This is a genomic window from Saccharophagus degradans 2-40, from assembly GCF_000013665.1.
Lineage (GTDB): Bacteria > Pseudomonadota > Gammaproteobacteria > Pseudomonadales > Cellvibrionaceae > Saccharophagus > Saccharophagus degradans.
In genome coordinates, this window is sequence record NC_007912.1 from 4,193,271 (window position 1) to 4,214,437 (window position 21,167).

The 21,167-nt window shown below is 47.0% G+C and carries 20 protein-coding genes; 11 read left to right on the plus strand and 9 right to left on the minus strand.

Annotated features, from left to right (window positions below; genetic code table 11):
- Positions 1-55: 55 nt before the first annotated feature.
- Positions 56-2,266 carry an exo-oligoalginate lyase Alg17 gene (alg17, locus tag SDE_RS17190; RefSeq protein WP_011469755.1) on the minus strand — a complete coding sequence of 737 codons (2,211 nt, stop codon included), beginning with the start codon at positions 2,264-2,266 and terminating at the stop codon, positions 56-58.
- A 16-nt stretch (positions 2,267-2,282) separates the two neighbouring features.
- Entirely contained in the window at positions 2,283-4,565 is a 2,283-nt protein-coding gene (locus tag SDE_RS17195) for a polysaccharide lyase 6 family protein (RefSeq protein ID WP_011469756.1), read from the minus strand.
- 525 nt (positions 4,566-5,090) lie between these two features.
- Here SDE_RS17195 and SDE_RS17205 point away from each other — a divergent pair.
- Positions 5,091-6,122: a polysaccharide lyase family 7 protein gene (locus tag SDE_RS17205; protein ID WP_011469757.1), complete on the plus strand. Its 1,032-nt coding sequence runs from the start codon at positions 5,091-5,093 to the stop codon at positions 6,120-6,122.
- Positions 6,123-6,276: 154 nt separating this feature from the next.
- A complete protein-coding gene (locus SDE_RS17210; protein WP_011469758.1) occupies positions 6,277-7,047 on the plus strand; it encodes a FadR/GntR family transcriptional regulator in 771 nt (256 codons plus the stop codon).
- Between the two features lie 48 nt (positions 7,048-7,095).
- Here SDE_RS17210 and SDE_RS17215 read toward each other — a convergent pair whose 3' ends face one another.
- Positions 7,096-7,641 (minus strand): manganese efflux pump MntP, encoded by a 546-nt coding sequence (locus tag SDE_RS17215; protein WP_011469759.1) that lies wholly within the window; start codon positions 7,639-7,641, stop codon positions 7,096-7,098.
- 28 nt (positions 7,642-7,669) lie between these two features.
- Positions 7,670-8,221: a chorismate--pyruvate lyase family protein gene (locus tag SDE_RS17220; protein WP_011469760.1), complete on the minus strand. Its 552-nt coding sequence runs from the start codon at positions 8,219-8,221 to the stop codon at positions 7,670-7,672.
- 210 nt (positions 8,222-8,431) lie between these two features.
- On the opposite strand from SDE_RS17220, the gene SDE_RS17225 reads away from it, so the two are divergent.
- Positions 8,432-9,712 carry an aminotransferase class I/II-fold pyridoxal phosphate-dependent enzyme gene (locus SDE_RS17225; RefSeq protein ID WP_041324844.1) on the plus strand — a complete coding sequence of 427 codons (1,281 nt, stop codon included), beginning with the start codon at positions 8,432-8,434 and terminating at the stop codon, positions 9,710-9,712.
- A 202-nt stretch (positions 9,713-9,914) separates the two neighbouring features.
- Here the strand turns inward: SDE_RS17225 and SDE_RS17230 are convergent, their stop codons facing one another.
- Together SDE_RS17230 and SDE_RS17235 are read right to left on the minus strand one after the other, a co-directional pair.
- A complete protein-coding gene (locus SDE_RS17230) occupies positions 9,915-10,385 on the minus strand; it encodes a hypothetical protein (RefSeq protein WP_143710916.1) in 471 nt (156 codons plus the stop codon).
- Positions 10,386-10,626: 241 nt separating this feature from the next.
- Positions 10,627-10,956 (minus strand): hypothetical protein, encoded by a 330-nt coding sequence (locus SDE_RS17235; RefSeq protein WP_011469763.1) that lies wholly within the window; start codon positions 10,954-10,956, stop codon positions 10,627-10,629.
- Between the two features lie 319 nt (positions 10,957-11,275).
- On the opposite strand from SDE_RS17235, the gene SDE_RS17240 reads away from it, so the two are divergent.
- The 4 genes from SDE_RS17240 to SDE_RS17255 all read left to right on the plus strand — a co-directional run bounded on the left by SDE_RS17240 (position 11,276) and on the right by SDE_RS17255 (position 15,289).
- The gene (locus tag SDE_RS17240; RefSeq protein ID WP_011469764.1) at positions 11,276-12,238 is read left to right on the plus strand and encodes a hypothetical protein; all 963 of its coding nucleotides are present in this window, start codon (positions 11,276-11,278) and stop codon (positions 12,236-12,238) included.
- A gap of 232 nt (positions 12,239-12,470) precedes the next feature.
- On the plus strand, positions 12,471-13,238 hold the full coding sequence (locus SDE_RS17245; RefSeq protein ID WP_143710917.1) for a hypothetical protein: 768 nt from the start codon (positions 12,471-12,473) through the stop codon (positions 13,236-13,238).
- Between the two features lie 213 nt (positions 13,239-13,451).
- Positions 13,452-14,549, plus strand: coding sequence for a DUF2817 domain-containing protein (locus tag SDE_RS17250; RefSeq protein ID WP_011469766.1), 1,098 nt, complete (start codon positions 13,452-13,454; stop codon positions 14,547-14,549).
- Positions 14,546-15,289 (plus strand): alpha/beta fold hydrolase, encoded by a 744-nt coding sequence (locus SDE_RS17255; RefSeq protein ID WP_011469767.1) that lies wholly within the window; start codon positions 14,546-14,548, stop codon positions 15,287-15,289. The genes SDE_RS17250 and SDE_RS17255 overlap by 4 nt, the downstream gene beginning before the upstream one ends.
- 80 nt (positions 15,290-15,369) lie before the next feature.
- On the opposite strand, the gene SDE_RS17260 is transcribed toward SDE_RS17255, so the two are convergent.
- Genes SDE_RS17260 through SDE_RS17270 form a run of 3 tightly spaced genes read right to left on the minus strand, consistent with a single transcriptional unit; the run spans position 15,370 to position 16,817 of the window.
- A complete protein-coding gene (locus SDE_RS17260; protein WP_011469768.1) occupies positions 15,370-15,672 on the minus strand; it encodes a DUF3144 domain-containing protein in 303 nt (100 codons plus the stop codon).
- A 3-nt stretch (positions 15,673-15,675) separates the two neighbouring features.
- The gene (locus SDE_RS17265; RefSeq protein ID WP_011469769.1) at positions 15,676-16,452 is read right to left on the minus strand and encodes an alpha/beta fold hydrolase; all 777 of its coding nucleotides are present in this window, start codon (positions 16,450-16,452) and stop codon (positions 15,676-15,678) included.
- Between the two features lie 35 nt (positions 16,453-16,487).
- Positions 16,488-16,817 (minus strand): DUF1820 family protein, encoded by a 330-nt coding sequence (locus SDE_RS17270; protein ID WP_011469770.1) that lies wholly within the window; start codon positions 16,815-16,817, stop codon positions 16,488-16,490.
- A 315-nt stretch (positions 16,818-17,132) separates the two neighbouring features.
- Here SDE_RS17270 and miaB point away from each other — a divergent pair, with 315 nt between their 5' ends.
- The 4 genes from miaB to SDE_RS17290 all read left to right on the plus strand — a co-directional run bounded on the left by miaB (position 17,133) and on the right by SDE_RS17290 (position 21,159).
- On the plus strand, positions 17,133-18,497 hold the full coding sequence (gene miaB / locus SDE_RS17275) for a tRNA (N6-isopentenyl adenosine(37)-C2)-methylthiotransferase MiaB (RefSeq protein WP_011469771.1): 1,365 nt from the start codon (positions 17,133-17,135) through the stop codon (positions 18,495-18,497).
- Positions 18,498-18,659: 162 nt separating this feature from the next.
- Positions 18,660-19,754 (plus strand): PhoH family protein, encoded by a 1,095-nt coding sequence (locus tag SDE_RS17280; protein WP_011469772.1) that lies wholly within the window; start codon positions 18,660-18,662, stop codon positions 19,752-19,754.
- Positions 19,755-19,757: 3 nt separating this feature from the next.
- Complete coding sequence (gene ybeY / locus SDE_RS17285) at positions 19,758-20,207, plus strand: rRNA maturation RNase YbeY (protein WP_011469773.1); 450 nt, start codon at positions 19,758-19,760, stop codon at positions 20,205-20,207.
- 73 nt (positions 20,208-20,280) lie between these two features.
- Positions 20,281-21,159: an HlyC/CorC family transporter gene (locus tag SDE_RS17290; protein ID WP_011469774.1), complete on the plus strand. Its 879-nt coding sequence runs from the start codon at positions 20,281-20,283 to the stop codon at positions 21,157-21,159.
- Positions 21,160-21,167 lie beyond the last annotated feature (8 nt).

Consider the following 21,167-nt stretch of genomic DNA (forward strand, 5'->3'; position numbering starts at 1 on the left):
TAAGTGGAGCCTGCTCATACCAGCACAAACATAAGCGCCGGCATAAAAAACCAAATTATTTACGTCGAACCACCACGCTAGAGAAGCCCTTCCACTCTATCGCTTCTTCACCGGCGTTTACTTTATGTACTTGCTCGCTATTAGCGTTGTAGGACAAAGCGACAACAACATTGCTGCCATCTTTCAAATCAACTACAACCACATCTTTACCGTTTTCGCTTACGTGTTTAACTGATTTAACATTTGAGTAAGCACCGCTAGTCGTCTCCAACGAACCATCGTATTTACCGTGTGGCTCTAACACGCTAACAAACGATGCCTGCTTCGCTTTTTCTACTCGACGAATTAATACCTGCTGCTGACGCAAATTGTAGTTAGGGTCGTTTGCTCCCAACTCAGCAATCAATACATTTTGCTTTTTACTTGGAGTAGAAGTAACAAACGCATAAGAATAAAAGCGATCATCAAGTATCCAAGTAGCGCGCTCACTGGCGTCACCTACTGGTGCAGTGTTACGCAACCACAGGTGTTGGTAGCCATTGCGCTTGCCTAGCATTTTCATCACATTTTTGTTGTCTTTTACCTTAAAGCTAAAATCGATAATTTGACCGTTAAAATACAATGGCAAATCAAATGTTGAGGCTTTATCGGCAGAAACATTCAACACATCTACAACAATTGGGTGCTCTAGCGAAGGCACATTTACCAGCAGCATGGAGCGAACAAACTCAACGCCATCGTAGGCATTAGCCTCTTTCGCAGAACTTAACTGATAGTCTTCGCCACTATAAAAGCTAAGCACTTCGGGGTGATGCAAATCGGCTGTTGTAACGTCGCCATAAAAATGGCTTTGCTCGTTTACAACCAAAGTGTTGTGCGCGATAGTTTGTTTAGCCCATGTATTGTTTTCAGCTAAATAATGACCGCCGTATTTAGCTTCAACGTTTAGGTAGCGCGCCGCACCGTAATCGGTAACTATTTCGTTGCCGTTATCGTATAAAAGCCAATTAAGCTTATCGAAGTGACCATGCCCCATACCTTGGCTAGTATTCTTCGCCACCAGCGCCATATGGTTATGACCTTCACCCAAACGGTGAATAGACAGAGCACCTTGATCACCATCAGCGCCATCACCCAATAAAATGGAGCGATAGTTATATGGCTGGGTTAAACCTTCGCCAACAGCCTTTGCCACTTTTAGGCCGTCACCAGTTAGGCTAATGCGCCCTTGTTCTTGCGCGATATCTAACAATGTATTGTCACCGGTAATTGAGTAGACAATTGCCAACGCATGTACAAGCTCTACGGTATCAATACCTTTATCTTTAAGCGCATCATTGATGGGGAAAAAGTAACCCGCATAACTAAGATCGATAGTGGTATACACCGCCTTCAACAAAATATTATTGCGGTATTCAAATATTTTTCGCTCAGGCTCATTGGTTTCAATCGCTTTGGCAAACCAAATAAATGGCATAAGTGCATAGCGTTGGTAGTATGGGCCTTCTGTGTAATAGCCATCTGGCGAAAACAGTTTATCCAACTGCTTCATAAAACCCGCTTTACCGGTTTTATCTAAACCCATTAACGAGATTTCAACGAGCTCATCGTTGCCAAGTACGTAACCAGTCATGCCTACTGCGGCTACGGCCCACGTACCGTGATTGTGAATCTTGTTGAATGTTTCAGGTGACTCTACAGAAAGAAATTTAGCCATGGGCAGAAAAACACCCGACTCAATTTCTTGTTTTTCTTCTGCGGCTAGGCCGTCTATTATGGCGTCGTAGCCTTGTATGCTATAAACCAACCAAACAGCTTCATTTAGGCTTTGCCAAAACAATCGACCAGGCGACTGCTCTTTGCGATTGGGGTGCTCACCTAGCGATGGGTACATTTTGGCGTAGGCTAGCAACAAGTCTTTGGCGAACGTTAAATATTTTTCGTCACCCGTTACCTGATACAAAAAGCCGGCATTGCGAATAGCTTTATAGTTGCGCTTGTGTTGCTCGTGGGTATAACCGCCGCCAGCATCTTTAGGCATAGGCACAACAACACCTTCAGCCATAAATGCGTCGAGGTTGGTCTTGTCGGCATTTAATTGCTCGGCATATGCATCATAAGACTCCCAGCTAGCAGCTATGTTTGCTACGTCTTGCTCTGTAACAATAAGATTCGGATGACCATTGCCAGAAACTTGAGCAGTTGCAGGCACAGAAACAAGCACTGCTGCCAGCAAGGTGTTTTTAATAGTATTAACGCTTAACATATTACTTAGCACTGCCTTATTTTTTATAGGTATTATTTTTAATTACTGCGGTGGTTGTCTTCTTAGAATACAGCTCTTGTAAATCTAACTTAGCTGTATTCACAAACGTGTTATCTACAACGCTTGTTACAGGCTCACCCACAGTGTGCTCAATAATTACAGGCTTACTATCTAGCCATTTGTTGTTTGAAATAGCCGTTACCTGTACACCATGTAAATACAGTGACGCGTTCAACTTGTTCTTGCTGCCATTACCTACATTTTTTAAGGTGCTGCCAGTCATTTCAAAGTGTGGGCCGAAAGTACTTTCATCGGTACCACCACGGTAGTAAGTAATCAATGGGCCATCTACATCTTCAAACTGGCTATTCTTAATCGTGACGTATTCTGCGTTATAAATACCGTAATCATCGGACTCAAGATCTAACTTCAACACTGAGCCAGTAACCTTTTTAACGCTTACGTTTTCTAACAAAATGTTATCTGCTAACGTAGACTTGCTAACCGATACAACGTTGAAGAATCTGTTTACATCTAGGTCTGTGAACTCGCAATTTTTAAGCTCTAAGCGATAATTTTTTAACATGGAATAACGCGATGTACGCACGACCGCATTACCTACATCGTCTGGCGAACTCGCACCGCTAATTGCCAAACCTTCAAGCTGTAAGCTGCCGCCATCAACCACTTCAAACAGCGACTTTTTGTAGAACTCAATATTTACTTTTTCGCCGGCTGCTGCTTTAACGGTTACGGTTTTGTTAATAGTGATTGTTTTAGCTTCTACATAATCACCCGCTGCCAGTTCGACAACGCCACCATCTTCTACCTGCTCTACTGCATCGTAGATAGAGTTTTGGCCAGCACCAGCTTTAACTGTTTTACCCGATTGGAATGCTTTGCGATCTTCCGACTTAACAAACCAGCTAGCGCCCACATCTTGCTTGCGAACGGGTTTTAGCGACTTGCTTGCACCGTAAGTACCGGAGGCATCAAACACCATGCCTTGATCGTTTTTAGCAATCTTAGCGGCATCAACTTCAAAGCCTTTCTTTAGCTCTTTGGACGCTGCACTAATACTGTTATTAGAAAAGGTTATGCCGCTAACATCGTCGTATACGGTAAACGGGTTGCGTTTATCATCGTTGACGATCAAGTTATTTGAAAACTTGGAATCCACGGGTGTAGCTGTTCGCTCTTTATCGCTACCAGCTGCCAGCTGAATGTGATCGACATTCACCAGCGTGTTGTTTTCTATAACGGCATTCTTTACTTGGTGGTAACGATTTATCGCTGAGTTAGGCACGCCATTCATAACAACTAAACCACCACCAAAGCGGTAGCCTGCAAGATCAGACATGTAGTTGTTGCGTACCGTTTGGCGCTCGTTAATTACACGAATACCACCGGTGTGATCTTTGCCATTACCAAAGAACACATTGTTTTCGATTACGTTTCCATGACCGTGACGCATAGTTAGCGTGCCACGCGATTCAAAGAAGGTATTTCCAATAAACTTGTTAGACCCAGACTTGTTAGAAATAATCTCTAACTCACCGTTACAGCGATCGAAATAGTTGTTTTCTACTAAAGTGAAAGAGTCTGAAAGAGAGAAGTGGCTCGTGCCAATACGCAAAGTCTCTCCGCCGTTGGAGCCAAGAATATCGCGCGGACCAAAGTAGTTGTGATCAATTTCATGATGGTTTTCGCGGCTATGCGTGGTATCTAAACGCACAGCCATCAACACACCTTTATTGCGCTTGCCGGTGAAGTTACTGTGATCAACACGGTTGTGTTTGCCATAGATAAGCACCCACGAGTCAGTTTCAAAACGCTCTGGGTTGCTAAAATTATCAATCACCACCTCGGTGACTCGAGAATGCATTGCAACTGTACTGTAGTCGTCTTCCGCTACGGGTTTAGCAGCTCTAAATGAGATAACGGCATCGCTTGGTGTGTAGCCATTAGTGAACACCAAACCAGATACCACCAAATGCTCACCGGCAAGCGCCAAGTTTGACTCGCCAGTAATTAACACCTTGCCTTTTGTTTGCGCAGTTAGGGTGATTGGCGCTTTTTCAGTGCCCTTACCTGTAAATACAATTTCGAAATCTTTCCATTCGCCATTAGCCAACACAATGGTGTCGCCAGGCTTAACTGAACTCAATGCTTCTGCGTATTGTTCCTGCGAGTTCACCAGAATTTCTTTGGCGCAACCCATTAGGGAAAAGCTCATAAAGAAGCTTACCAAAACAACTAGCAAGCCCTGCTTCGCGATGTTTACATTCTCTTTTTTCATACAATGCACTTATTATTGGTGAATGAAATTGCCAGAACACGTCTAGCAAAGAGCAACTTGTCGAGAAAAAAATGCCAGTCCCGCCACGGAGCGCAACTGGCACAAAATAAGCGATTTAACTTGAGGAAATAACTAAACCGCTTTACTCGAATCATAGATAGCCAAACTCTCGGTAAGAATTTGACCTAAAACAACCACTGACAGAATTACTGGCTCTGTCCCTGTTTAGGCTTCGCAATATGGTCACATTATCAATTGGGCGACATTAGTGTCAACCAATATATTTACCGGATTGCGCCCAACCTTAAAACATTTTGCTATACCGCACTCCACTCTTAGTGCTGCACGGCGTCAAACCAGCCCCTTTCAATGCCGCTATACCGCTAAAAACCTAGCTATTCGTCTACCATTTCGTACAAATTTACAGCAAAGCTGGACTAATACGGGCAAATATACGATATTGGTAACAACCAATGATAACCAAGATGATGAACAATATATCATCCCTATTTGAGACGCTATTAAATGTCACACCCAGCCCAACACCTAGTGCGCCGCGGTATTTGCTCTTTAACAACAGGCTTAATTATTAGCCTAGTCACTATTTCTGGGTGCGGAGTGAAAACAGAGAAAATTGGCACCCAAACTTCCAATAAACCACTAACGATTAGCGCCGATTCAGCAAACACCCCGATCACATCCCGTGGAATCGGGCCTGCACTCACACACGCAACTCTCGACCCACAAAAACCACCCGCTATAAACTTTGCGTTAACAAATTGGAAGATCACTTTGCCAGACGCCACCGAATACCTACCTGATTGGTTAACAGCGGGCAACGAAGTGGCCAACACCTTTTACACATCCCCTCAAACCGGCGCCATGGTGTTTAATTGCCCAACACACGGCAGCACCACCAGCAGCGCGACAAAATATTCACGTACAGAATTAAGGGAAATGTTACGAGGGCTGAATACACGCCCTTCAACCAAGGGTATAGGGCGGAACAATTGGGTGCTATCAACCGCTCCACACCAAAACCAAGTCAGTGCAGGCGGCATCGATGGCACCTTAGAAGCAGTTCTGAGCGTTGATTACGTATCCCAAACTGGGCCAGCGCATATGATAGGCCGCGTGATAGTGGGGCAAATTCACGGTGAAGATGACGAGCCTGTGCGAATTTATTACCGCAAACTGCCGCACAACACCAAAGGCTCGGTGTATTTTGCAAGCGAGCACCCCGGCGGCGAAGATGTGTTCTATCCAATGATAGGCAGTAGTAGCAATAGCGCGGCCGACCCAGAAGATGGTATAGCGCTAGGCGAAAAGTGGGGGTATCGCATTCATATAGAAGGCAGGCAGCTTAGTGTAAGAATTATTCGCGAAGACGGGCGCTATGTGGAGCAATCACTCACTATCGGCGAAGCGTACAATAACGATTGGTTTTACTTTAAAGCGGGGGTATATAACCAAAATAATGATGGCAACCCAGATGAATATGCCCAAGCCTCTTTTTTTAAACTTAAAGCAACACATAAACAGTATAATAAACAATAACTTAAACGCGTTACATCACAGCGAGCTGTACATAATCCAGGCCATTCAACCAATATGTATTACCAATTGCGATTTTATGTGATAGTATCGTTACAAATTTCTAAACACCTAGTTTGCGTGGGGCTATTAGCACCCTAGGCATCGGAGAAAAACAATGAAACCGGAAATAGGCAACGCTCCTCAGCGTACGTACCGCAAGGTAGTCGAAAAGATGCTCTCATCGTTAAACGCTGGGGAGTACCCATCTGGTGCCCGTTTACCACCTGAACGCGAACTCTCCGAACGCTTTGGCGTTAGTCGACCAACCATTCGCGAAGCCATTATTGCGTTAGAGGTAATGGGCCGCGTTGAAGTGCGTACAGGCTCTGGCGTCTATGTGCTTAAAAACTTTAAGCCTGCCACCAGTAATGAATACGAGTACAGCCCCTTCGAGTTAACCGAAACACGCGTATTAGTTGAGGCAGAAGTTGCCGCGCTGGCCGCTTCCACCATTACCGATGAGCAACTTGCAGACTTAGAAGGCGCCCTGCAAGAAATGGCGCAAGAGAACGAAATAGGCAACTTAACGTCTGAAGTAGCCGATAAGAAGTTCCACGCGATAATCGCCAACTCGACTCAAAACAGACCGCTAATTAACATTATTGAGCGCCTGTGGGATATTCAAGCTAACTTGCCAGACATTCAATACGCGCACAATGCGATTTGTAAGAAAGACGGGCAACGCCGCTTAGAAGAGCACCGCGCAATATTTGATGCGCTAGCAGAGCACGACTCGCAGAAGGCCCGCATAGCTATGCGCGCGCACTTTACTCGCTCACTTGAAGCGCTGCACGCCACTACCGAAGCCCGCGCAGTAGAAGAAATTCAAAAGCAACTTACCCAGCGTCGCGAGCGCTTCTCTTTAGCCCGCCTAGACTTAGGTTAAAACCTCACTCTTTTGGCTGCTGGCACCGCCAAAACCAGCAGCCATTCATCACACCGCTACCGCTATAATTTTTAACGCTATAAGTAGCAGTACCAGCCCCCCAGCCAGCTCAGCCTTACTTTCTAACCACGTGCCCGCTCGCTTGCCAATAAACACGCCTGCAAAACTAAATATGGCGGTTATTACCCCAATTAGAGCGCACGAGACCAGCGGAGCAACGGGCAACACCGTTAATGCAAAGCCTGCGGCTAGCGCATCTATACTTGTTGCTATAGCAAGTAACAGCAAAACGCGATGGGTAAGCTGTGAGATATCCTCTTCAATCCCCTCTGCGAACGACTCGTAAATCATTTTTGCCGCAATAAGTGCTAACAACCCTGCCGCCACCCAGGGCGCAAAGCTGGCTAACCAACCCAGCATTCCCTTGCCCCCTAAATAGCCAATAAGAGGCATCAATGCCTGAAACACACCAAAATAGAGGGCTGCTTTTAAGCCTAATACAACGGGGGAAGCTTTATTCTTAGCCCCCAAGCCAATAGAGACGGCGAATGCATCCATACTAAGAGCAAGCGCAAGCAAAACAACATCAATCACAGACGAACAGACTCCCAAAGAAGGGTAATTACAAATAAACACTCACGGGAAACTCTTCCCGTATTTGAATAAACGGCTGATGCCCCATAACTATGCGGTAGCTTCGCCACACGGTTCCGGCCGCTGCGGAAGCACTACCATCATCAGGCGTACTGCCCACACAAGTAATTTGGCGATAGGTTTCCAAGCCGCACTCACGCAGCAACTCGCCGATACCCACCTTGCCCGCCTCTAAGGCCTCGCGAATGTGTACGGGCAGCTGATCGGCGCAAATGTGAGATTGCGCCTGAGCGTATTCAGTTTTGGATTTTTGCCCCACCAAACGCACTTGGCGCTGCCATACCTTATCACCCGTAGTGCGCGCTATCTCAGGCTTATCTTCAGCCAAAGTTATCCAGCCTTGGGCCAACGTCTCAACCTTTACAGGCTCCCAAAAGTAGGACTCTAAGCTTTTAGTGACTGTGCCATCGGTGGTGAGCAACACGCGCAGAAAGGGAGGAAGTGCGTGAAAATTAGGCAGGGCCAGTAAAGATGCTTCGGCGGGCTCAATATAGCCACTCGACACGAAAAAGTGATTCATTCTTTCCCCAGTAGACAGGTTGCAGGGTAAAACCGTAGTTTTTGCGCCCATTATCGTTAACAGCGCTGTTTTTAGGCTGGCAGCTAGCTGTATAATCTCGCCCCTGTTGCGTCTGCACAAGCCAAAACATGGTCAAAAACAGTGCAGGCACCCTACACGAACCTCAAGACTCATCACAAATGGGTCGAATTCTCAGCAGAGGACACAACCTTGAATTTAAGCAATGCGAGCGTAGAACAACTGCAGGAGTGGAAGCAGCAGCTTTCCGCTGAATACGATAACGTCTTGGCACGTAAGCTAAACCTAGACTTAACTCGCGGAAAACCTTCCGCAGAGCAGCTTAGTTTATCTGACGCCATGGACGGTATTTTGGCTGGCGACTATATCACAGCTTCCGGCATTGATGTTCGCAATTACGGTGGTCTAGAAGGTATCCCAGAAGCGCGTGCAATCGGCAGCGATATTTTAGGCGTGCCAGTAGAAAACGTTTTAGCAGGCGGCAACAGCAGCTTGACCTTAATGTATCAAACCATGGCAATAGCTCACCAATTTGGCCTTGCAGGCGAAGGCTCTGCGTGGAGCCAAGAAGGCACAGTGAAGTTTTTGTGCCCAGTACCAGGCTACGACCGCCACTACTCTGTATGTGAGCACCTTGGTATAGAGATGCTAACAGTAGCCATGACCTCTACCGGCCCAGATATGGACCAAGTAGAAAAAATGATCGCTGCAGACCCAAGCATTAAAGGTATGTGGTGTGTGCCTAAGTACTCCAACCCAACTGGGGTTGTGTACAGCGATGAAACCGTTGAGCGTATAGCTAATTTAGGCAACATTGCCGGCAAAAACTTCCGCGTATTTTGGGATAATGCCTACGCCATTCACGACCTTTCGGATAACCCAGTTGCCTTGGCTAATATTTTTGAAGCTTGTAAAGCCGCTGGCACAGAAGATTCCGTTATCCAATTTGCCTCTACGTCTAAAGTTACCCATGCAGGTTCTGGTGTAGCGTTTATTGCGGCAAGCGATACTAACTTAAAATTCTTTAAGCTCGCGCTGGGTTTTATGACCATCGGGCCAGATAAAGTAAACCAATTGCGTCACGCTAAATTCTTCGCTGCCGATGGTGCTCTAAGTGCACACATGGCTAAGCACGCGGCCATCATTAAGCCACGCTTTGCCAGTGTATTGAAGCACTTGGAAGCTGCATTCAGCGATAACGATTTAGGCGAGTGGGAATCTGCAGACGGCGGTTACTTTATTTCTTTCGATACCCGTCCAGGTTTAGCGCAGAAAGTGGTTAAGCTTGCTGGTGATGCTGGCGTAAAGTTAACACCTGCCGGTGCCACCTTCCCTTACGGCAAAGACCCACAAGATAGCAATATTCGCATTGCGCCTACTGTACCTACAGTGGATCAAGTAGAAGAAGCGATGCAAGTATTTGTGTTGTGTGTGAAGTTGGCTTCTGTGGAGCAGGCTTTAGCTAACAGCTAACAGCTAACAGCTAACAGCTAACAGCTAACAGCTAACAGCTAACAGCTAACAGCTAACAGCTAACAGCTAACAGCTAACAGCTAACAGCTAACAGAAAATAAAAAAGGCTTGGCGGGTATCCGGCAAGCCTTTTTTGTTATTTGGGTTTATTTTTCAACTCTAATTTTAATTATCATAAAATGCGCAATTGATTGTGCGCATATTAAAGTAATACTGTTTTACTGCGATCGCCGCGATGGAACACAGCAACTAACGAGTAGTTATAAAATTCGCTGCAGGTAGTGAGGTAGTCTTTAATCCAGTACTGCACTAGCTCGGCAGTCTCGGCTTGCCCTCGCTCCGGTAAACTTTCGTTCCACGTAAAAGCACACACAACAGGAAAAGGCCCGTCTACAGATTTACTAGGGTCAGTTACCAGCACTGTAAGCGTGTTTAATTCGCTATTCCATTCAAACATTAAATACATAGAATCGTTGGTAACATTGTCGTGCAGCAATTGCATGGCTTTGGCTATGCATTCATCCACAGCTTGTTGTGCGGCGCTATCGGTTTGCGCTGCGCACGACGCGACAAAAGTTCCCGGTACAACGACCCACTTATCTGCATCGCGACTGCTATCGTTTGGGTTTTTATTTATGCGTTCGAATGTTATTAAAGGAGTTTGATTATTCAATGCTAGCGCCTTAAAAGTAAATATGGCAGCAACCGGCTGCGAAAAGGCGCAATTGTACGCAAATAGAGGATCAAATAGAAAGGAAAGCGCCACCTGCTTAACTAGGTGGCAAAACAATAAGCACTAGCGTTTAACTATGCCAACCCAATGAGGTTATATTTAATAACCTGGCAACACAAAACTATACGCAAGCCAGTAGTGGAGGATAACGTTTAAACCACACAGCTATTAAATCACGCCGCTATGCTGCGCTAGCTAGAGCCAAACCAAAGCCAACACACAGGAAGGCACAGCCAGAGCCTAGCGCATATTTGGCAAACAAGGCTTTTTTAAAGGCTTTATTACCTTCAGCAATTACCTCTTCGCTGGGTGACTGCTTGTAGCCCTGCGCAAGAATCCAACTAAAAGTGCCGCTAGACAAACCCATATCCGCAAAGGAATAGCCATTAGGTGACCCCAATAGTCGCCAATTGGCCTCATCGTAGCGCTTTAGTTTTTCGCAGAAAACAGGAAAACTTAGGGATAACGCACCCAAAACAATTAAAAACGCACCTAACGCTAATAAGATCATTGCCAGCCTCCCACCAATGTTTTCATGTTGTAAAAACCTCGTGCTAAGCCCTTAGCACTCACTCCAATATTAGACATCTCAAAGGGGTAATTCCATCAACCATTTAACACTTTCAATAAGGATTTGGGCACAGATCTCAAAACGAGGAAAAAGTGAATAACAACCACCCGGCTCAGGACGAACAGGTTAAAAGCTAAGATCCAAATCGTCTAACAACGCATTTTTTATGCGCTTAATGCCTCAGGTTACCGCTTATTGCTGGCATCTATATCTCTAGCGCAAATATAGAAATTAACCCGTCAGCGGCTATACTAAATTTATGACAAATCCCCTTTCGCTTTTAGCTCTTTCCCCTCGGTTTAGGCCGACTCTACGCCGCATAGCATTTATTTGGCTAGCATTGCTCTGCCTGCCTGTTTCAGGCCAAGAGTTGGCTGCAGAGCCCACCATTGTGCGCTACTTCAGTAAAGGTAACACCGAAGGCCTAAGAGCTTACCAGCTAGAACTGGTAAAACTTCTATTAGAAAAAACCCGAGCAACTCATGGCGACTATTCTCTGATAATTGTAGATAGCGACCTGTCGGCAGCACGCGCTAAAGCCGAAACTGAAAAAGGCGAGTTAATAAACACCCACTATGCCACCGAATGGTCTGGGGAGTTTGTAAATGCCGAGAATGTATATGTACTACCACACTCGGTTTTAAAGGGTTTACTGGGCATGCGCAGCTTAATTGTGCGCGAAGATAGGCTGCGAGACTTTGAGCATATAGATCAACACAATCAGTTATCACTGTTTAAAGCGGGGCAGCGCACAGATTGGCCGGACGTGGAAATACTAATGTACAACAAACTGCCTACCATACTAACAGAGCAGTTCACCTCACTAAGCCCCATGCTTCAAGCCCACAGGTTTGATTACCTTCCACTTAGTATATTAGAGGCCCCAGCAGTTACGGTCCCCTTTAACACTGGCAGCAACGCACTTGCTATATCGCCGTCCACTGCCATTTTTTACCCTTTAGCCATGCACCTATGCGTAAGTAAAACCAAACCTAAAATCGCCGAACGCCTAGGTGCGGGACTTACAATTGCCAGCGAAGACGGCTCGATCGATGCGCTTTTCGAAAAGCACTTTGGCTTTATAGCTGTATTGCTCGCTCAAAGAAAGCTCACTACTCTAATTTTAAACAACCCGCTTATAAGCCCCTCTGAAAATAAACGCCTAATAGCGGAATTTATAAATAATTATGGCCCTTATACTAAAACGGTCTATTCTGAATAATTGTATCTTTTTATACCTACCCTATTTGGCCATCTATACTCGATATATGCTGCTGTCTAAAACCCTACGCTCACTTAATGCTGCCTGCTGCCGTTCCGCCATACCGATTTGGCTGGCCGTCTGCAGCCTTGTGTTTGGCCAACTAGCCTGTGCTGCGGCCCCCACAAACGTAAAATTTTATACCCGCTCAAATACAATAGGCTTTCAACCGTACCAATCAGATTTGCTCAGCTTGGCACTTGAGAAATCGCGCCCCAAATACGGCGACTACCGCCTAAATTATTACACCGATCCACTATCTCCAGCACGAGCCAAACTGGAAACGCAAAAAGGTCAATTGATCAATGTGATTTTTGCTACAGAATGGCAAGGCACTTATACCGACAAAGATAAAATAATCGCCATTGAGTTTCCGGTATTGAAAGGCCTGCTGGGTATGCGCAGCTTTGTTGTGCAACAGCATACGCTCGACAAGCTCCACAGTGTGGATACCTTTGCTAAATTACAGGCGTTGAAAGCAGGCCAAGTAAGCACCTGGCCGGACACAAAAATATTAAGCTACAACAAGCTACCGGTTATAACCGCGGACACTTACGGTAACTTATTCGAGATGCTAGGCCACAAACGCTTCGATTATTTGCCATTAAGCATTTTAGAGAGCTATACCGTAACAGAAGAATTTAAAGAGGGCGGGATAGACTTACAAGTAGCCCCAAACGTAGCTGTTTTTTACCCCCTGCCTATGTTTATTGCAGTAAGCGCTACCGAGCCAGAAATTGCACAGCGCTTAGAATACGGGCTAAAGCTCGCCCAACAGGATGGCAGTTTTGATGCACTATTTAGTGTGCACTTTGAAAAAATAGAAAAAATTATTCAGAGCAATAAACCGCACACCTTTATTTTATACAACCCGCACTTCAGTAAAACCGAAAATGACACTTTGACCAAGGGCTACATACATTCACACGGCTCAATGCTTAAGCCGCACTTGGTGCCCTAGCCAACTATCACAACTATTACTTACCCCCCCCCCCCAATAAATCGTCATATTTCTGTAGCATTAAATTCACAAAATAATTATTCATATTACCTACTACCATACAATAATCTTTCACTTTGTAGCCTAAACTTAAAGCGCTATACGGCGGCCTTTCTATTGGCCCAACTCCACGTGTATTCGGTTTAATTTCGACCTAAGGCTTATTAGCGCACCATGGAAACCCTAACCACTGCCCCTCTTTGCGAAAACTTGCCCCCACTGCCACAGCGCACAATAGAAGAGCGTCGAAAACTTAAAATCAAGCTACCTGAATTACTGTGGGTGGAAAAACTCATGCGCAAAAACGCTGCGCATATGCACGCCCGCACAGAGCACACACTGCATCACGACGGTATGGATTTACCCATATACAGCTTAACCCTTGGCAGCCAGAAGCCGGCTAGTCCCACACTGCTTATTACCGGCGGGGTGCACGGACTGGAGCGCATTGGCACGCAAGTGATATTAAGCTGGCTGCAAACCTTGCTAGAGCGCTGCCGGTGGGATACCCACACCAAAGCGCTGCTCGCGCAAATTCATATAGTTATTTTGCCGCTGGTGAACCCTGTTGGCATGCTTAACAACACCCGCTCGAATGGCAACGGCATAGACTTGAATCGCCATGCGCCGGTGCAGGCCAACGAGAAAACACCGTTTTTAGCCGGCGGGCACAGGCTGGGTAATTGGCTGCCGTGGTACAGAGGTAAAACCGGCGCCGAACTCGAGCCTGAACTAGCGGTTATGATTAAAGTGTTTAAACGCTATATGCAAAGCCCTGCTACAACACTGGGAATGGATTTGCACTCGGGTTTTGGCTTTCACGATAGGCTTTGGTTCCCCTATGCTTATAGCAAAGAGCCTATTGCCAATATTTCTGATTATGTCGCGCTTAAGTTAATGTGGGAGCGCAACTACCCGCACCACAATTATTTATTTGAACCGCAAAGCATGCACTACTGTACTCACGGCGATATTTGGGACTACCTCTACGACTTAAATAAAGCCGAAGGTAACAGCCACTTTTTACCACTCACCTTAGAAATGGGGTCGTGGAACTGGGTAAAAAAACGCCCCCGCCAACTATTCAATTTTAACGGCTTGTTTAACCCCCAATTGCCACACCGCCGCGCGCGCGTATTGCGCGACCATTTGGTACTGTTAGATTTTTTATGCTCGGCAACACTCAACCACGAACAGTGGCAACCCGATAAAAAAATGGCGGAAAGTTTTGCCCAAATGGCGCAGGGCATTTGGTATAAGGCGCGCCAATGACCCACTGCATTTTGTTGCGCGGCTTGGCGCGTGAGCATGCCCACTGGGGAGATTTCACCGATCAGCTACAAGTTATGCAACCTAGCTCGCAAATACACTGTTTAGACCTACCGGGCTTTGGCGACTTTACACAACAAACAAGCCCCACCACAATTGCGGGTCTTGCCGATCATATAGAAAGCTTACTGCCCGAAGATAACACCCCCAAAGCAGCCATTGCACTGTCTCTGGGTGGCATGGTAGCACTGGAGCTGCTCGCCCGCGGCGCCATTCAATATGCGGTAGCCATTAACACCAGCTCCCTAATAAACCCATTCTGGCAGCGGATAAAACCTTCAGCTTTACCAAGCATGACAGCCGCCCTGCTTAGCCCATCGCCCCAACTACAAGAGCGACTAGTGCTGCAGCAGGTATGCAACAATAAAACGCTTGCTGCTCAGCATTTACCGCAGTGGTTAAACATACAAGCCAAACGCCCTATGACCAAATGCAATGCAGTGAGGCAGCTAATTGCAGCCTCGCGGTTTGAGCCACCACAAGTAGAATGCGGCGAGCAGCTTACGCTGCTAGCCAGCGCGAGCGACAAATTGGTTTCGGTGGAATGCAGTAAACGCCTTGCGGCACACTATCGCGCAAAGCTTATTATTCACCCCTCGGCAGGGCACGATTTACCTCTGGAGGACCCAGAGTGGGTGTTGGAGCACAGCTTACATGCAATTAATTCAAGCGCTAATATCTAATTGATAATCTCTAATTGCTAATCTCTAATTGCTAATCTCTAGCTATTAATTACTAGTAATTAGCGACTAGAGATTAGCGATTACTCTTCTTCTGTACGCATATAGACTTTATAGTTTTCTATATAGTCTTCGGTGCTGTCGGCAAATAAGCGTTTGAATTCGCGCGAGAAGCGGTCTATTGCATCGTCTTTATCTTCTTTTAAGTCTTTGCGACTTTCGCTAGCACTGGCCAAATAGAAGGCGCTGTAACGCGCCGCGGCGTACATTAACGCTTGAGATACAGCCCCAAGGTCGCACTCTTCGGTGCGCTTGTTAGCCAGCTCAATAAACTCCTCAACCAGGTTCCAGTATTGTTCTTGCGTGTCGCTAGAAGAATCGCTCATGGGTTACTCTTTATCTAAAAAGTTTTTAATTAGTTTTGCCACAACGACCGGCTTATCTGCATGTAGCCAGTGGCCAGTTTTCTCTACCACTTTTACCGATGCATTCGGGAAGCGCGTAAGAATGGGTTCGCGATGCACTTCGGTAATGTAGTCGGAATCGCCGCCTTTCAAAAACATGACGGGGCCTTCAAATACACCTGCGCTGTTACCCGCAATTAATTCGGGGTAATCCCGCGCTACCACCGGCAGGTTAAAACGCCAAGCGAAACCGTCGCCACTTTTTATTAGGTTCTTTAACAAAAAGCTGCGTACTGCAAGCTCTGGTACATACTGCAACATATGCGCATCGGCTGCGCTGCGGCTGCTTAAGCTTTGGGTATCTAAACTTTGTAAGCCGGCAAATACTTGGTTGTGGTGCGGTGGGTATTTTACTGGCGCTATATCCATTACCACTAACCGGTTTACCCGCTCTGGGTGCTGCAGAGCTATCTCCATTGCAACCTTACCGCCCAGCGAGTGACCAACTAAGTCTATTTTCGCAAGCCCTTGCGAATCCATCCACGCCAATACTTCTTCAGCCATTTGCACCAAGCTCGTGGTTTCGGTATGAGGAGAACGGGAATGGTTGGGCAGGTCGATAGAGTATACGTTGCGGCTTTCTGCTAGAGGCCGAGCCACGCCGGCCAAATTTTCTAGCGAACCAAACAGACCGTGAATAACTAATATAGGTGGCAAATCTGGGTGGGGCTCACCCAGTATGCGAAAATTTAATGCTAACAATGTAGGGCAATCCTAAGCGATGAATGAGGCTAAGGTTATTTTTCGGGGCGAGGAATAGGCGCCTGATACGGAAACTGAGCAACCTTGTCGCCCTTTACTTCCAGTACCTTAACAACACCTTCTTTTTCTACTTCATCTATACGAATAATGCTGTGCATAGGTATAAACGAACGCTTCACACCGGCGAACTCGCCTTTTAGCTTCTCTTCGCCAGGGTCGACCACCAACTGAGTGCGCTCGCCGAACACAAATTCTTCTACTTCCACAAAACCGTACATTTCGCTTTGATAGATCGCGCGGGCGTATATTTCATACACCTGATCTAAGTTGTGGAAGATAACTTTGTAAATTGGATCTTTTGACATAAATACGACTAAATCTGTTAATGGAAGGAGCCTATAGAAAAGCCAGCGCGAGCGAATGCGCAGGCCCCTCTCCAAGGGGCGCATACGATACCACAATATGTAGCCAACTCCGCTATTTACAAGGCCAAATAAGCCCTTACTTCTAGAATAAATAGCGATAAAAATATTACCGCGCCACTGCAGGTAACTATGGGAAAAGACGCGACGTATCGCTATAATGCGCGCTCGTTTTTTAACCATCTGGGTGTAGCACTGAATGCAACACCATATTGGCCCCCTGTTTTAAACCAGTCGCGGCCGCAAAAAGAGAGCTTCATGTCAGAATCCACTACCGCTAAGCCCACCAAAAAGCTATATATCCAAACCCACGGCTGCCAGATGAACGAGTACGATTCATCGCGTATGCGCGACCTGCTGGGCGCTTCCCACGATATGGTGCCAACCGACAACCCAGAGGAAGCCGACGTACTTTTGGTAAATACCTGCTCTATTCGCGAAAAAGCGCAAGAAAAGCTATTCCACCAACTGGGTCGCTGGAAACACCTAAAAGAAGCCAAGCCAGACCTCGTAATTGGTGTTGGTGGCTGTGTAGCAAGCCAAGAGGGCGACGCTATCTCTAAACGCGCACCGTTTGTAGACCTTATTTTTGGCCCACAAACACTGCACCGCCTGCCAGAGATGATTGAAACCCCACGCGAGAACGGCGCAGTTGTAGTTGATATTAGCTTCCCTGAAATTGAAAAATTCGACAATTTGCCCGAGCCAGAAGCCGATGGCGCCACCGCGTTTGTGAGCGTGATGGAAGGCTGCAGCAAATACTGCACATTCTGCGTTGTGCCCTACACCCGCGGCGAAGAAGTGAGCCGCCCAGCAGTAGATGTATTGCGCGAAGTTACCCACCTAGCTAGCCAAGGCGTGCGCGAAGTAAACCTATTGGGCCAAAACGTAAACGCCTACCGCGACGACAGCTCTGGCGAAGTAATCGACCTTGCCGAGCTAATTGCTGCCGTTGCAGACATAGACGGCATAGACCGCATTCGCTTTACTACCTCGCACCCTATGGAGTTCACCGAAAGCTTAATTCAAGCCTACGCCGAAATCCCCGAGTTAGTCAGCCACTTGCACCTGCCGGTACAGAGCGGTTCTGACCGTATTCTAAGTGCCATGAAGCGCGGCCACACATGCTTAGAGTACAAATCTAAGCTGCGTAAAATACGTGCCCTACGACCAGACATTAGCTTCTCATCTGACTTTATTATTGGCTTCCCCGGTGAAACTGAAGCCGATTTTGCCGCCACGATGAAGCTAATTGAAGACATAGGCTTTGATAACTCCTTTAGCTTTATTTATAGCCCGCGCCCCGGCACCCCCGCTGCCGACTTGCCCGACGACACCCCAGAGCAAGTTAAAAAGGATCGCCTAAAAATATTGCAAACACGCATTATTCAGCAGGCGCAGGAAATTAGCCGTCGCATGGTAGGCAACACCGAACGCGTTTTGGTAACTGGCTACAGTAAAAAAGACCCAGGCCAGCTATCTGGCAGAACAGAAAACAACCGCGTGGTGAACTTCCGCTGCAATCAACCAGAGCTTATTGGCAAATTTGCAGATATTCTTATTGAGGAAGCACTTCCTAACTCGCTGCGCGGCGTATTGCTTGGGTCTGAACTAGACGACTAAACCAACAACCGCCAACGCACAAGCAAACAAATGGGCGCGGTAAACAACCCTTACTGCGCCCTTTGTTTATAAACCTTCGCGATTCGCGATTTAGACCCTTTTACCCACCGCAAACTTGGGTTAGTCTAACCCTTACTTCGTTTCCACAGGATTTATCCCTACTTGGACAATCATTTTCATACTGAAGAGCTCACCTTCGAGCCCAGTGACGCACACCGTCTCGCTGCCCTCTGCGGCCAATTTAATGGTCACATCAAACAAATAGAACAGCGCCTACAACTCGATATTCGCATTAGAGAAAACACCGCCCGCCTTACCGGCCCGCAGCAGAGTGTTGCCCTTGCTCGCGATATATTGCGCCAACTATACAAAGACACCGAGACTCAACCCGACCTTTCCCCCGATCACGTTCACCTCGCCATACAGGAATCGTTAATGGACACAGCTATCGAAGAAGTGACCCTCGACGACGCAGCGCCTAACGCCGATATAGAACAGGCCTACGCCAGTGTCAGTATGATCAAAACCAAAAAGTGTACGGTAAAACCGCGGGGAGGCAATCAGTCTAACTACGTTATGGCTGTGCGCGCGAACGATATAAATTTTGGTATTGGCCCTGCTGGTACAGGTAAAACATACTTGGCCGTAGCCTGCGCCGTGGAAGCGCTGCTTAAAGACGAAATTGAGCGCATATTACTTGTGCGCCCAGCGGTTGAAGCCGGCGAAAAGCTGGGCTTTTTACCCGGCGACCTAAGCCAAAAAGTGGACCCATACCTGCGCCCACTCTACGACGCACTGTACGAAATGCTGGGCTTTGAAATTGTAGAAAAACTTATAGAGCGCAGCGTGATAGAAGTGGCCCCGCTGGCGTATATGCGCGGCCGCACACTGAACAATGCCTTTGTTATTTTAGATGAGAGCCAAAACACCACCCGCGAGCAGATGAAAATGTTCTTAACGCGTATTGGCTTTGGCTCCACCGCGGTTATTACCGGTGACCCGTCACAGGTAGACTTGCCACGCGGTGCCGCCTCTGGCTTGCGCCACGCCATCGAAATTTTAGAAGGCGTAGAGGGCATTAGCTTCACCTATTTCACCTCTCGCGATGTTGTGCGCCACCCCATAGTGCAACGCATTGTGGACGCCTACGAAAAAGCGGAAGCCAAGGCAGAAAAAATTGCCAAGGAAGAAGCCGAAGAGCGGGCGAGATTACGCGCCGAATTCAAAGCTGAGCAAGCTCAACGCAACGGCGAATAGTAAGTGCTTACCATCGACATACAGCAGGCATCCACAGCAGATGCCTCCCAACTACCCAGCGACAAACAATTCGAAATATGGGTAGAGGCCGCCCTGCAGCAACGCATGAATGAAGCAGAATTAAGCATTCGCATTGTAGACGAGGACGAAAGCCAAGCCCTTAACTTGCAGTACCGCGGTAAAGACAAATCCACCAATGTACTAAGCTTTCCTTGCGAGCTACCCGATGGCGTAGAGCTACCGCTGCTTGGCGACCTGGTAATTTGTGCGCAAGTAGTGGCAAAAGAAGCCCTAGAACAGGGTAAACTTTTGCATGCCCACTGGGCGCATATGGTGGTACACGGCACATTACATTTGCTAGGCTACGACCACATAGAAGACGGCGAAGCCGAAGAAATGGAAGCGATTGAAATACAGGTATTACTTGAACTGGGTTACCCTAACCCCTATTAAGCAACCATCTCATTTACACACTCAACACTTTTAGCTAAATACTTTTTTATATAGAACGGAGAATTACAGGACAATGTCGGACGACCCTTCGAGTAGTCGAACGCAGCCCGGATCAGGTTCGCGATCTTGGCTGGAGCGTATGTTTAATGGCTTTGCCAGCGAACCTAAATCACGCGAAGAACTACTAGACATTATTCGCGGCGCGGCCAACAACAAGGTCGTCGATCAAGAAGTACTCAGCATTATGGAGGGCGCCCTCGACGTCGCCAACCAGCAGGTGCGGGAGATAATGATCCCCCGCTCGCAAATGGTTTCCATTAAAGAAGATGAGAAACCGGCTGACTTCTTGCCTCGTATTATCGAGTCCGGTCACTCACGCTTCCCCGTTATTGGTGAATCCAGTGATGACATCAAAGGCATTCTGCTTGCAAAAGATTTATTGCAGTTATTGGTCGATGGCACCGAAACGTTTTGCCTAGAAAAGCTATTACGCACAGCCAATATTATCCCTGAGAGCAAGCGTTTAAACGTATTGCTGCGCGAATTTCGCGAAAAGCGCTACCACATGGCGCTGGTTATCGATGAGTACGGCGGCATCTCAGGCCTAGTCACCATTGAGGATGTGCTCGAAGAAATTGTGGGCGAAATTGAAGACGAAACCGACGAAGATAACGAAGAGTTTATTCGTCAGGTGTCTGATAACGACTTCATCCTTAAAGCGCTCACCCCCATTGAGGACTTTAACGCTTACTTTAAAACCAAGTTTAGCGACGAAGAGTTCGACACCATCGGCGGTCTCGTTACCCAGGCATTTGGTCATATGCCCAGCCGCAATGAAGTCACCATGTTACGCGGTATCACTTTCCGCGTGCTGTACTCTGATAGCCGCCAAATACATCTATTACGTGTAACCAAAAAGAAAAAAGCCAAAGCCATACAACCTCTCGATTAAGGCCCTAA